The following is a 13,240-nucleotide window of genomic DNA, read 5'->3' on the forward strand; positions in this document are numbered from 1 at the left end:
CATCTTTTTGCCCCCACCTCTTGCCCCGAGGTAGAGATTTATGGGGAAAACGGCGATTTATCACTATAAAGCTATTGGAATTAGCAGGATGTATCATACCTTTGGGTATATTTTCGTAAATTCTTTATTTTTAATCATTTAAACATTTAAGTTATGGCATATTTCAAGTTAGAATTCGGTTTCGGAAGAAGTAAGAGTGAGGGTAAGATTTCTGATTCTGCGAATCACGCAGATGAGCAGGCTGTGTTGGAGATTCCTGGATGGGACTTCGTGAAAGGTGAAGTGGAAAGGGCAAAACTGGAAGGACGTTTTAAAGTTGCCAGTAATTATCTTACTGCAGCTCGTTCCTTTACAAAGTTCATTGGTAGTGACAGTTGGCTTTTTTCTGATATGACGGCAGAAAAGCTGGATAGCTATCAGCGATGGCTGCTGGGGCGTAATATCTGCCTGAACACATGTTCTGCTTATATGCGGGCATTGCGGGCTATGCATCATAGAGCATTGCCGATTCTCAATGCTGCTCCATTCAGTAAAGTGTTTACGGGGAGGACCAAGACCAAGAAACGTTGTATCTCACAATCAGAAATTCTGCAGCTCAAAGCCTTGCCGCTACAGCCTGGAGGTTCTCTTTCCTTCGCTCGTGACATCTTCCTGTTTTCTTTTTATGCGATGGGAATGCCTTTTGTAGATATTGCCTATCTCAAGAAAAGCCAACTGAGAAACGGATGTATTTATTATGCCCGGCATAAGACAGGACAGCAGATACAGGTAGCACTGTTGCCTGCGATGGTTGAAATCATCATGCGATATGAACAAAGAGATTCAGAATTTGTCTTTCCGATACTTTCAGACAAGGTAGAAGATTCTGTTTCCTCACCATCTGTTTCTGCCCAACAGCATCGTCAATATACAGCTCGATTGCGCCAGTACAACTACAATCTGCATCAGGTGTCTAAGATGTTGGGGCTGGCTCAACCCTTATCCTCTTACGTGGTTCGTCATTCGTGGGCAAGCATAGCTTATCTTCATCATCTGGACATCAGCTTGATAAGCAAGGCTTTGGGACATACCAAATCATCAACCACCTTTATCTATATTAAAAGCCTTTTTGATTCCGACTTGTTCGAAGCAAACCAGACTTTGATGCAAGATTTGGGGTTATAATCCTGTCGGAAAACTTCATTGCCCATCGAAACAGGCTTCATCGACCATAGAAATAGGCTTCGTTTGCAGTTGAAGCTGGTTTCTAGTTCAAATGAGAAAGAATGGTACTTACGAGGTGTCGGAACGTCTCTGAAAGGTAGCCACGATAGTCCTGGCGGGTTACAAGTAGCCTTCTTCTGTTTATTGCCTGGTTACGGCAAGATATTGCCCTCTACTAGGGCAATTTTGTGCCATTTCCAGGCACAAAACAATACGTCGGGAGGAAAATTTGGGCAGGACTATCATCTTGATTTAGGATATGGTTGCAGCCAGAGCCGTTTTGCTCGTAAAAATCCTACTCTCGATTTTACTCTTCACTCTTCACCAAATCGTCTGAAACCCCGATAAACACAGGGGTTGTGAGAGGTGAAGAGTGACGCACCTCTCTTCACCACTCTTCACCTCTCTTCACCTTATGCAAGAGGATAAACGCTGAGCCGCTTACTTATCACGAAGCTCGGTCATCATTGATGACCAGCGCTGGTCTTCAATGATGGCTGAAGCAGGGAGTAAGGAATGATCTCGGAGTCTCAAAAAATACAGGTGAAGAGAGGTGAAGAGTGGTGAAGAGTACCTTGTTACTCTTCACGCGCGCAATTTTCTTATATACAGTTGGTTATGCTGTATTTGTGAAGAGTGAAGAGTGTTTTTGAAAGTAGCTCTCTATTCATCAAACTCAGCCAAACTCCTTCGAAAAATGTGAGAGATTGGGCAAAAAGTCCTTAGGAAAATGTGAGAGATTGCCGTAAAACTCCTTCGAAAAATGTGAGTATTTAACATGAAACTCCTTTGCAAAATGTGATAAATATATTTAAAACTCCTTCGAAATATGTGATTTTTCTTGCTTAATACCATGATTTTTAGTACTTTTGCAAAAAACAAATAAAAGCGTATGGAAAGACTTCTAATTCACCAATTGTTAAAATGGAAAGAGAGCACCCATCGGAAACCGCTTGTCTTAGAAGGAGCAAGACAGGTAGGCAAAACCTGGTTGTTAAGAGAATTCGGCAAAAAGTATTTCAAAGATGTTTGCTATATCAACTTTGAGCAAAAAGACAGGTTGGAAAGCATCTTTGCGGGCGACCTTTCGCCCCAATTCATCATCGAGCAGCTATCCATCTATCATGGAAAGCCAATCAAACCACAAACCACACTCATCGTATTTGATGAAGTGCAAGAAATGCCTCGTGCCCTTACATCACTAAAGTATTTTTGTGAGGAAGCACCCGAATACGCCATTTGTTGTGCGGGCTCTCTGCTGGGCATAGCATTGCATGAAGGCACATCTTTCCCTGTTGGAAAAACAGACTTTCTGCATCTATACCCTCTAACTTTCAAGGAGTTTCTTCTTGCCAATGGCGAGCAGATGTTAGTTGACTATATACAGCAAGGCAACAGAAACGTAAAAGCTTTCGAACCGCGACTCATTGATTATCTCAAGAGATATATGATAGTAGGAGGAATGCCTGCTGTTGTTAACGAATGGCTTGACACCAAGGATTTTACGAAGGTAGAGAAAATTCAGAAACAACTGATTGCTGCATACCAAAAAGACTTCTCCAAACATGCACCTCATCAAATGGTCGAGAAAATAAGATATGTGTGGAATAGTATCACCTCCCAACTTGCCAAGGAAAACAAAAAGTTTGTCTACGGCTTGGTAAGAGAAGGAGCCAGGGCAAGAGAATATGAGGATGCCATCATGTGGCTATGTGACGCAGGCGAAACTATCCGCACCCACAATGTTAGCAAACCAGACGTTCCAATATCCGCATATGTTGATTTGAAATCATTCAAGGTATTCCTGCTGGATGTTGGCTTGCTGAGAGCCATGAGCGGAGTGTCGCCTAAGGTTATCTTAGACGGCAGCAGAATCTTTGAGGAATTTAAGGGCGCATTGACAGAACAATTTGTCTGTCAGGAGCTTCAGCAATTTTCTGACACCCTCCAAACCAATTATTATTGGACGTCCTCTGCCACCTCGGAAGTAGACTTTATCATCTCTGATGGCCTTGATGTCTATCCATTAGAGGTAAAAGCAGGCGTTACGATGAATGACAAGAGCCTCAAGCTCTATGTGGAGAAATACTCTCCCAAATGGGCTATCCGTACCAGCCTCTTGCCATACGAGCGTAATGCCGAGGCTAAAACGCTCAATATTCCTCTCTATATGCTCTTTGTTCTCGGAAAGGAGCTGGAGACTGAAAGCTAGAATCTAAAAGTGTCCTCACTGACGGACTTTGGTGCCCCAGTGAGGAACAAACAACAACTACGAGGTAAGCAACCACTTCCATACTGGTATCACTTCAATCTTCAAGTCATCCAGTTCTATCGTCTCTTCTTCATCCATCGTAATAACAAAAAGTTTACTTCCTGGATACCTCTTCTGATAAGCATTCAAAGCCCCCAATTCTCGCTCACGAGTAGCAGCATCCTTGATACTATACGACACTTGAAAAGCACATTGATGCTCAAAGAGACAAAAGTCCACCTCCACATTATCATAATAATAGAAGAGATCTTCCCCATACTTCTCATGCAGGTGAATGGCTACCAGATTCTCCAAGAGAGATGTTTCTGGATCAAAGAGGAATAGACTCAGAAAACCATTATCTATAAAGTAATACTTCTGGTTCGACATTCTATCTTGCAATTTTGCGCAAATGTTTTCTATGGAGAAGACCAGGCAAGTGTCCTTGATATATCTCAGATAGTCCACTATCGTCTCTTGCTTTACCTTTCCTGCCACAGTAGAAACCAGATTAGCCAGTCTGTTAAAAGACTGTGGCTGCTTTACGCTCTCAGAAAGTTTACGTATCAAAGTCTTCATCGCCAGAGGGTTACGAATACCGTATCTGGTAATTAAATCTCCAAAGTAAATCTTGTTGTATAGATTGCCCAACCACTCTCGCTTAAACTGATTGTCAACAATCACCAATTCTGGCAAACCGCCAATATGAAAATACTCAAGAAAAGCCCTCTTGAGGTCAGAATTTTGCAGATACTCCCACTGCGCAGGCAAGGAGAAATGCTGGGCTGTCAAGTATTCCTGAAAGGAGAAAGGAAAGACGGGTTGCACCATATATCTGCCACCAAGCGTAGTAGAAATCTCGCTACTCAGCATCTTGGCGTTGCTACCAGTGATATACACTCTATATTTCTGGTCAGCAAGTCTACGTGCAAATTTCTCCCACCCATCAATGATTTGTATCTCGTCGAGCATGAAGATCGGCTGATGCCCATACATCTCCTCGTAAGCCTGCTTGATGGCATCCAGGTCGGAAAGCTGGAGATTTTCCAATCGGTCGTCCTCAAAATTGAAGTAAAGGATTTCCTCTGGCAGATGTCCCTGAGCTATCATCTCTTGGGCACGCTGATATAGCAAGTAAGACTTACCGGCTCTTCTTAGTCCTACCAGCACATAGTTAGAATGAGATTCGAAGCTGATGTTTCTTTTCACCATCTCCACATTCTGAATCATCCTTTGGTTCTCCGCTATCAGCAGTTTTGCTATTCTCTTGTCCATATCTTCCGTTTTATGTTAATCTGGGTGCAAAGATACAACATTTTCCTTTATAAAGGAAGAAAAATCATAAGATATTTCCTTTATAGGGGGTAATTTTTCCCCAAAAGTTTCCTCTATAAAGGAAACTTTCTTTAAACTCCTCCAAGCGGTCTCTCCGAACCTGTTTCCTGCCATACGGTAGAAATGAGGATTCTAAGATGCTGAATATTCCTCTCTATATGCTCTTTGTTCTCGGAAAGGAGCTGGAGACTGAAAGCTAGAATTTAAAAATGCTTAAAAAACAAGCGTTTTCCAACATTCCCCCGAAAAATGTGTAGAAAAACTCCATTATTCCCTCGAAAAATGTGTAACTTTGCACTGTTATTCCCCCGAAAAATGTGGGAGCATCTAAGAGGGTTCCCTAGAAAAATGTGTAAAAAGGAGCTGGAATTATGGAAAGAACAAGTATTAAAGAACTGGTTAAATGGAAGGATAGTTCTCGGCGCAAACCCCTTGTAATAGAGGGCGCAAGACAGGTAGGAAAGACTTGGCTTGTAAAAGAGTTTGCACGTCAAAACTACAAGCAGTTGGCTTATGTCAACTTTGAAAACATGAAAGTCTTGCAGAATGTCTTCATACAAGACTTCGACATAGACAGAATTGTCACAGCCATTGGGGCTGCGACGCATGTAACATGTACGAAGGGCGACACCCTTATTTTTCTAGACGAGATACAAGCTGCCCCCAATGCCATCACATCACTCAAGTATTTCTATGAGAATGCTCCAGGCTACCATGTAGTGGCGGCAGGCTCCTTGCTCGGCATCGAACTTCACAAGGGGGAATCGTTTCCCGTAGGTAAGGTACAATTTCTCAGTTTATATCCTATGAGTTTCGTGGAGTTTGTCATGGCGATGGGTGAAAACGGATTGGCTCAATTCTTGCAAAACAAGGACTGGGACATGATCAATGCCTTTGCTCCTAAATACCAAGAATTGATCAGATATTACTATTATGTAGGTGGAATGCCCGAAGCAGTGCTCAGCTTCAGCCAAAACCGGGATTGGAAGGAAGTTAGGATGATACAAAACGAAATATTGAAGAGTTATCAAAGAGATATATCCAAGCATGCCCCTTTGGAGATTGTGCCTCGAATAACAGACATTTGGAATTCGGTTCCTGCACAACTGAGCAAAGAGAACCGCAAATTTATCTACGGATTAGTGAGAGAGGGAGCTAGAGCCAGAGAGTATGAAATAGCCCTGCAATGGCTTCAAGATGCAGGACTTATATATAAGGTATATAATGTGAAGGCTCCGCGCATCCCGCTGAAGAGCTATGAAGATCGTGCCGCCTTTAAGATATTCCTGCTAGATGTGGGACTGCTGGGAGCGATGGCTCGCCTAAAGACCACAACCGTCATTTCGGGCAACGATATTTTTACGGAATTTAAGGGAGCCTTGACTGAACAATATGTGATGCAGCAGCTATTGCTAAGCTACGAACCATACTATTTCTCTAAACCGAAGAGTACACAAGAGATAGATTTCTTGATAGAAGACGAAGAGGGCGAGGTGATTCCGATAGAAGTGAAAGCGGAGACGAACGTGAAAGCTAAGAGTTTGCGTCAATTTGTAGAGGATAACCACCCGCAAGCCGCTTATCGCATCTCGATGAATGATTACAGACCAGAGGACTGGGTAACCAATATCCCTCTCTGGGCTGCCGAATCCCTCTAAGCTCTCTAAGGAGCTGGAGACTGAAAGCTAGAATCTTAAACGGGCGACGGTTTTTAAATGAACTGTCGCCCGATTCTTTACATTTTATAAGAAAAAGCGCATAAAAACCGGATATTTATAACAAAATGTAGTAGAAAGTGCAACTTTTTCTGAAAAAAGTTTGGTGGTTTCCTAAATAATGCTTAATTTTGCACCCGATTAAAAATATTCTTTAAAATTAAGTAAGTTTTAGACTTACAGACCCTTATATAATATAAGGTATAAAAAGCGAACTCCTCCACCTCGGGGCAAGAGGTGGAGAGCAAAAAGATGATAGACTGCTCCTTGTGAGTGATCATATAAGTTAAGTTGAGAGAAAGAAATAATAAACATTATATATTCATTTATTTAAAACGAGAGAGATTTATGGAAAAAAGACTCATGACAGTAGTTGCAGGTCTTGCTCTCAGTACGAGCATGGCTTTTGCACAAAGTCAAATCTCTGGTCACGTGACCTCTTCTGAGGACGGAAGCCCAGTTATCGGTGCTTCTATCAAGGTTGCAGGCACTAACACAGGTACAGTTACCGACATTGATGGTAACTTCTCTTTGAACGCTCCAGCTGGAGCTAAGTTGGAGATTACATACATTGGTATGAACTCTACTAGCGTGAAGGCAGGCAAGAACATGAAGATTGTTCTTGATCCAGACAATCATTCTTTGGAAGATGTAGTCGTTGTTGCGTATGGTAAGATGAAGAAGTCTTCATTTACGGGTTCTGCTGCCGCTATTGGTAACGAGCAGTTGGAAAACCGTGCAGTATCCAACGTATCTAAGGCTCTTGATGGACAGGTTGCTGGCGTCACAGTTACATCTGGTAGCGGACAGCCTGGTGAGGGCGCAAAGATTATTGTTCGTGGCTTTGGCTCTATAAATGCATCTAACAACCCTCTTTATGTTGTAGATGGTATTCCTTATGATGGTAACATCTCTAGTATCAACCCTTCTGATATTGCACAGATTACAGTATTGAAAGACGCTTCTGCAGGTGCACTTTATGGTGCTCGTGGTGCGAATGGTGTAGTGATGATTACAACAAAAAAGGGTGAAACAGGTAAGACCAAGGTTTCTTTCAAGAATACCTTGGGCTGGTCTTATCGTGCACTTCCAAAGTATGAGAACGTGAACCAGAAAGAATTTGTTCAGTTGTCATACGAAGCTTTGCGCAACTCTTATGAATTTACCAATGGTATGTCTCATGAGGCAGCAGTAGCTGCGGCTCGTGCAGCATTGAGCAGCAATCTGGGTGGCGAACAGTATAACCCATTTAAGAATTATACTTTTTCAGAGATTATCGATCCTACTACCGAGCAGGTACGTTCTGACGCAACTTCCGCATGGAATGATGATTGGATGGACATGCTGATGAATAGTGGTGCTCCACGCCACGAACATGAACTTTCAGTTTCTGGCGGAACAGAGAAAACACAATATCTTATTTCTTTGGGATATTTGAATGAGAATGGTATATTAAAGAATACTAATTTCGAGCGTTATTCTGGACGTACTAATGTCGATTCACAGATAAATGATTGGTTCAAGGCTGGCATGAATACCTCTTTGGCATATACTAGCAGTAAATATAACCAATACGCAGATAAAGATCATTCTTCTGCCCAAAATAATGTCTTCTATTCATCTCAGTTTGTTTCCCCTTTGTATCCAATGTATCTTAAGGATGCTAGTGGTAAGGATCTCTTGGATGCCAATGGCAATCGTCAGTTTGATTATGGTGAGAATGGTCGTCCATCATTGACAGACTATAACCCTTTGGCTGGTCTTTACGAAGACAAGTCGTACAACACTTATGATAATGCAAGTGTTCGAACCTATATGTCATTTGGTTCAGACAAGGATTCCTTTGGCTGGGCAAAAGGCTTGAAACTCACATTAAATTTTGGTGCCGATTATGTTTCCGGTGAGCAGACAACAATGATGAATAAATACCATGGCAACCAAGCTAATGCTGGTGGCTACATCACAAAAGCTCATAACCGTACACTGAGTTATACATTCAACCAGTTGCTTACCTGGAACCGAACATTTGACAAACATAGCGTTGATTTGCTTGCTGGTCATGAATTCTACCAGAAGAAATATAAGTATATGAATGCTGCCAAGACAAATATCGTGGATGGTATTGACGAGTTGGCTCCAGCAGCAAAACTTACAGATGGCACCTCTTATTCTACAGAATATGATGTGGAGTCTTGGTTGGGTCGTGCTAATTACAACTACGATGACAAGTATTACTTCTCAGCTTCATTCCGTCGAGATGGCTCTTCCCGTTTCTACAAGGACAATCGTTGGGGTACATTCTGGTCTGTAGGTGCTAACTGGCGCATTAGCAATGAAAAGTTTATGGAGAATGTTAAGTGGATAGACAATCTTTCTTTGAAGGCCTCTTATGGTCAGCAGGGTAATGACGCTATCCTCGATGCATTAGGCTATCAGGATTATTATGTATGGCAGAATCTCTATGACTTGAGCTATTCTAATGGTGGTGCAATCGGAGGTTTCGTATCTTCCTTGGAAAACAAGGATATCTCTTGGGAGAAGAGTGGCAACTTGAACATCGGTCTTGAAGGTTCTTTGCTCAATCGTCTCATCGACTTCAGCGTAGAGTATTACAACCGCAAGACTTCAGATATGTTGCTCAACTATCCTATGGCTCTTTCTACTGGATTCAGTGGTTACAATGCAAATGTGGGTAACGTTCGCAATCAGGGTTTTGAGTTGATGCTGGCTGTTACTCCTATCAAGAATGAAAATGCTGTATGGCGCATTCAGTGGATGGGTTCAACCATCAAGAATAAGGTGCTGAAGCTTACAGATAAATCAAATCAGATTGTAAGTGGAAGTTACATTATTAAGGAAGGACTGCCTATTTATACATTCTATATGGCAAAATCCGCAGGTGTAGATCCACAGACAGGAGCCCAGCTCTACTATGCATATGAGAATATGGATGACAATGGTAAGGTGACTGGCGAATACATCACTTCGGATTACACAAAGGCTGCCAATTCCAAGTACTATTGTGGAGACCGCATGCCAGACCTCTATGGTAGCATCAATACAAGTTTGAATCTCTTCAAGTGCATCGACCTTAGCGTCACGACCACATACTCGATTGGAGGTAAGATTTTGGACAACTTGTATATGAGTTCTATGCAAAATATGTATTTCAACAATGCTTGGAACAAAAATGCACTTCGTCGCTGGCAAAAGCCTGGTGATATCACCGACATTCCACGTATCGAGGTTGCTGGCAAATATACTCTTACTGACAATTACTTGATAGATGCTTCTTATTTCGCAATCAAGAACATCACATTGGGTTATACACTGCCAAAGATTGTTACCAGCAAATTGCACCTTTCCGGTGTGCGCATTTATGGTACAGCAGAGAATCTTGCACTTTGGAGTCATATGAAGGGTATGGATCCACAATATAATTTTAATGGTTCTACCGATTATGTTTATTCTCCAAACAAGTCATATACAATAGGTCTTGAAATCAATTTCTAAACAAGAAACGAAAAGATAAATAATTATGAATAAAATATTAAAATATATATTCATGGGAACTCTCACACTGGGCTTCGTAACTTCATGTAGCGATGACCAATTGGAGACTTCTCCTACTGATAGAGTTTCTGGTTCTACTATGGAAGGTAGTGCCGATGCTGCCATGATTGCAATGAATGGTATCTACCGTTCTATGTACACCGCAGGTTGGTCAACGGCAGCTAATACCCATCAGTGCTTTGGCATTTCTGCCTACAACTTGATGGCAGACGTTATGGGTGACGATTGCATCATGAATGGAATGGGTTCTGGTTGGTTTTGGTTTGATGCTGTTTACAATGTTAAGCCAAGATATACATCAAGTGCCTGGCGTTCATACGACTTGTGGAATGCCTACTATGCTTGGGTTCAGAATGCCAACTACATTATCAAGAATGATGCAAATCTGGGCGAGAATGATACTGATATGAAGTACGTAATTGGACAAGCATATGGTGTCCGTGCATACGCTTACTTCATGTTGGCTCAGACATTCGCTCGCACTTATAAGGGACATGAGAGTGATCCTTGTGTTCCTCTTTATACAGAACCGACAACCAACAAGACAGATGGAAAGGGGCGTTCTACAGTGCAAGAGGTTTACACTCAGATTTCAAGTGATATAGCTAAGGCTGTTGAATACTTGAAAGCAAGTGATGGCACAACTTCTATCAAGAAGGATAAATCTTTTGTAGGGTTGTATGCAGCTCTTGGCATTCAGGCACGTGTGGCATTGACTATGGAAGATTGGGCAACTGCTGCAACTGCTGCAGAAGAAGTTATCAACAGCGGTCAGTATGAGATTCAGAACATAAAGGCTGCCGACTTTGTTGAAGATGCTCCTAACTTCATAAATACTGTTAGTAATAAGAATGTTATCTGGGGTGCAACTATTATCGCAGACCAGTCAGGTGCTTATGCTTCTCTCTTCACCCATATGGATGCAGCTATTGGAAAATATGGCGCTTCTGCTCGTAAGCAGATAAATAAAGATTTGTACAATAGTATGTCTGAGACTGATACCCGTCGTTGTTGGTGGAATCCACAAGACAAGAACAATGCCGATGGAGGATACCAGCAAGAAAAGTTCAAGTTTTCAAATGCAGCAAGTTGGTTAGGTGACTATGTTTGGATGCGTATTGAGGAAATGTACTTAACTGCAGCTGAGGCAGAGTGCATGCAAGGTCATGATGCAAAGGCTAAGGAATTGCTGAATACATTGATGAAGCATCGAGACCCTAACTATTCTTGCACCAAAACCGGAACAGCAATGGGCAAGTTAACATCAGACAAGACAGGCTCACTTCGTGAGGAAATTATCAAGCAGCGCCGAATCGAGCTCTGGGGTGAATATGGTCGCATTTACGATATTCGTCGTCTTCGTCAGGGTTTTGTCCGTTCTACAGAACAAGGATGGCCAAATGATCCTAGCATATTGTTGACGAATCGCCCATCTGATGATCCTGAGAATTATATGTGGGTATTAACAATTCCACAGGCAGAATTTGACGGAAATGTCAATATGAATGCGCAGGAAGACCAGAATCCAACTGGCGACAAGTAATTTATACAATAATTTTAAAAGGCTATAAAAAATGAAACATATAAAGTTTTTAGCTATCGCTTTTGTAGCAATGTTGACATTGGCTTCTTGTAGCACAGACCAAGAAGGACCTATCTATACTCCTATGAGTGAGAACGTTTCTTTGTCAACTAAGACACAAAGCTATCAGACTCAAGAGTCAAGCTTGGAAATTCCAGTAAGATTCGTCCGCTCTGACGCTAGTAAGGAATATACTGCACATTACAATATAAGCACTACTGCCGATAAGATTTTCTCTGACCCAAATAATGGTGAGGTAACATTCAAGGCAGGCGAGGGTGTAGCTATCGTTACTATCAAGGCTGAGAATATGCAGAAAGGTACAACTTATAAAGCAAAGCTGACATTAAGCGATGCCGATGTTGCATTGAAGGATACTGTAACTAACAATATGCTTACAGAGTCAACAATCTCTATCATGTGTGATTATGAGTGGGAGGATGCTGGTACTGTATCATTTACTGATGCTACTTTTGCAGAAACACCCGCAACTGTAGAAGGCGTAAAGATTCTACACGCAGTTACTGACGAGTTCAATCTTTACAAGCTTGTAGCTCCGTACAATGCTATTTATGGCGATGAAATAGGCGAAGCCGACATCCAGTTCTATCTCAATGAAGATTATAGCGCCAAGGATTTGGCATCTGCCGGTAAGCTTGATATATTCCCAAATGCTGGCTATAAGATGTACTGGGACACCAAGAATTATCCAGATTATAACAATTTCAGCAACGAAGGTGATATCTTTGTCGTAAACTTCCTTCTGACTGATGATAAAGACTTGTTCCCTGGTGGCTATTTCTCATTCAAATGGGACAAATGGCCAGGCAACAAATAGTATTTCAGCTAGATAAATAATAAATTAAGGTGTATCCTTCTTGCCCAACATATCGGGCAAGCGAGGATACACCTTTTTCTTTTTATCTCCCTCACTCTCAAACATTTTCCAATAATTCCTTGCATCTTTCAGAAGAAAAGCGTATCTTTGCAGAAGAAAAGCTGCACTCGGCAATCTGTAAGCAAGCTTACATTGCACTCGTTTGCATAATCTTTGCAGCACGAAAGTTGAATCATTAAAACAAGGAGGTAGAATATGGATTTATTTGATAGCAAAAGACAAGAAAGATTAGAGGCTGTAAGAAAGGCTTCTACTGCCAGTAAAGAAGCAGCAAGAAAATTTCTCATTGAGGCAGGAATCTTGTTGCCAAACGGAGAAGTTGCACCACATTTGAGATAAAGTTATGAACAAGGAGAATCTTTCATCAGTAGCGTTACTCTCCAATGATGGAGATATGACTTCGTTTAGATATGGCAATAACAATATCCGATTTCGTTCTCCAAAATGCCTCAAACGATATACAGAGGTTAAGGAATGGGATAAGGGATATATTGTTGTTATGGCAGATTATGAAGGTTTGGGCGAAACGGAAGAGTATATTGACCTTTTGCCCATATTGAAGAATCTGTATATCAATCCTGAGACTTTTCTCAAACCAATCAAGTCAGTAAAAATAGATTATCATGAAGGAAGAAGAGATTAAAATCGTGGCAGGAAATGAGCAATAATGGCTTTTATCATGG

At 41.6% G+C, this 13,240-nt stretch carries 9 protein-coding genes; 8 read left to right on the top strand and 1 reads right to left on the bottom strand.

Features of this window, described 5'->3' with window-relative positions; translation table 11 throughout:
* Window positions 1-153: 153 nt before the first annotated feature.
* Together DW657_RS02405 and DW657_RS02410 are read left to right on the top strand one after the other, a co-directional pair.
* A complete protein-coding gene (locus DW657_RS02405; protein ID WP_118311281.1) occupies window positions 154-1,164 on the top strand; it encodes a site-specific integrase in 1,011 nt (336 codons plus the stop codon).
* 931 nt (window positions 1,165-2,095) lie between these two features.
* The gene (locus tag DW657_RS02410) at window positions 2,096-3,415 is read left to right on the top strand and encodes an ATP-binding protein (protein WP_118311282.1); all 1,320 of its coding nucleotides are present in this window, start codon (window positions 2,096-2,098) and stop codon (window positions 3,413-3,415) included.
* 57 nt (window positions 3,416-3,472) lie between these two features.
* On the opposite strand, the gene DW657_RS02415 is transcribed toward DW657_RS02410, so the two are convergent.
* Window positions 3,473-4,729 (bottom strand): ATP-binding protein, encoded by a 1,257-nt coding sequence (locus tag DW657_RS02415; RefSeq protein ID WP_118311283.1) that lies wholly within the window; start codon window positions 4,727-4,729, stop codon window positions 3,473-3,475.
* 431 nt (window positions 4,730-5,160) lie between these two features.
* On the opposite strand from DW657_RS02415, the gene DW657_RS02420 reads away from it, so the two are divergent.
* The 6 genes from DW657_RS02420 to DW657_RS02440 all read left to right on the top strand — a co-directional run bounded on the left by DW657_RS02420 (window position 5,161) and on the right by DW657_RS02440 (window position 13,200).
* Window positions 5,161-6,447 (top strand): ATP-binding protein, encoded by a 1,287-nt coding sequence (locus tag DW657_RS02420; protein WP_118311284.1) that lies wholly within the window; start codon window positions 5,161-5,163, stop codon window positions 6,445-6,447.
* 405 nt (window positions 6,448-6,852) lie between these two features.
* On the top strand, window positions 6,853-10,017 hold the full coding sequence (locus tag DW657_RS02425; RefSeq protein WP_118311285.1) for a TonB-dependent receptor: 3,165 nt from the start codon (window positions 6,853-6,855) through the stop codon (window positions 10,015-10,017).
* Window positions 10,018-10,042: 25 nt separating this feature from the next.
* Window positions 10,043-11,620, top strand: coding sequence for a RagB/SusD family nutrient uptake outer membrane protein (locus tag DW657_RS02430; RefSeq protein ID WP_118311286.1), 1,578 nt, complete (start codon window positions 10,043-10,045; stop codon window positions 11,618-11,620).
* 31 nt (window positions 11,621-11,651) lie between these two features.
* Window positions 11,652-12,497, top strand: coding sequence for a hypothetical protein (locus DW657_RS02435; RefSeq protein WP_147381871.1), 846 nt, complete (start codon window positions 11,652-11,654; stop codon window positions 12,495-12,497).
* Window positions 12,498-12,752: 255 nt separating this feature from the next.
* Window positions 12,753-12,896, top strand: a complete 144-nt coding sequence (locus DW657_RS17630) for a hypothetical protein (RefSeq protein ID WP_158573411.1) — start codon at window positions 12,753-12,755, stop codon at window positions 12,894-12,896.
* A 4-nt stretch (window positions 12,897-12,900) separates the two neighbouring features.
* Window positions 12,901-13,200, top strand: coding sequence for a hypothetical protein (locus DW657_RS02440; RefSeq protein ID WP_118311288.1), 300 nt, complete (start codon window positions 12,901-12,903; stop codon window positions 13,198-13,200).
* The last annotated feature ends 40 nt before the right edge of the window (window positions 13,201-13,240 follow it).

It is taken from the genome of Prevotella sp. AM23-5 (genome assembly GCF_003473645.1).
Classification (GTDB): Bacteria; Bacteroidota; Bacteroidia; order Bacteroidales; family Bacteroidaceae; genus Prevotella; species Prevotella copri_A.

Excerpts from the sequence above, each read along its gene's own strand:
- DW657_RS02420 (WP_118311284.1), top strand. The coding sequence starts at position 5,161 with ATGGAAAGAACAAGTATTAAAGAACTGGTTAAATGGAAGGATAGTTCT.
- DW657_RS02440 (WP_118311288.1), top strand. The coding sequence starts at position 12,901 with ATGAACAAGGAGAATCTTTCATCAGTAGCGTTACTCTCCAATGATGGA.
- DW657_RS02425 (WP_118311285.1), top strand. The coding sequence starts at position 6,853 with ATGGAAAAAAGACTCATGACAGTAGTTGCAGGTCTTGCTCTCAGTACG.
- DW657_RS02430 (WP_118311286.1), top strand. The coding sequence starts at position 10,043 with ATGAATAAAATATTAAAATATATATTCATGGGAACTCTCACACTGGGC.
- DW657_RS02405 (WP_118311281.1), top strand. The coding sequence starts at position 154 with ATGGCATATTTCAAGTTAGAATTCGGTTTCGGAAGAAGTAAGAGTGAG.
- DW657_RS02415 (WP_118311283.1), bottom strand. The coding sequence starts at position 4,729 with ATGGACAAGAGAATAGCAAAACTGCTGATAGCGGAGAACCAAAGGATG.
- DW657_RS02435 (WP_147381871.1), top strand. The coding sequence starts at position 11,652 with ATGAAACATATAAAGTTTTTAGCTATCGCTTTTGTAGCAATGTTGACA.
- DW657_RS17630 (WP_158573411.1), top strand. The coding sequence starts at position 12,753 with ATGGATTTATTTGATAGCAAAAGACAAGAAAGATTAGAGGCTGTAAGA.
- DW657_RS02410 (WP_118311282.1), top strand. The coding sequence starts at position 2,096 with ATGGAAAGACTTCTAATTCACCAATTGTTAAAATGGAAAGAGAGCACC.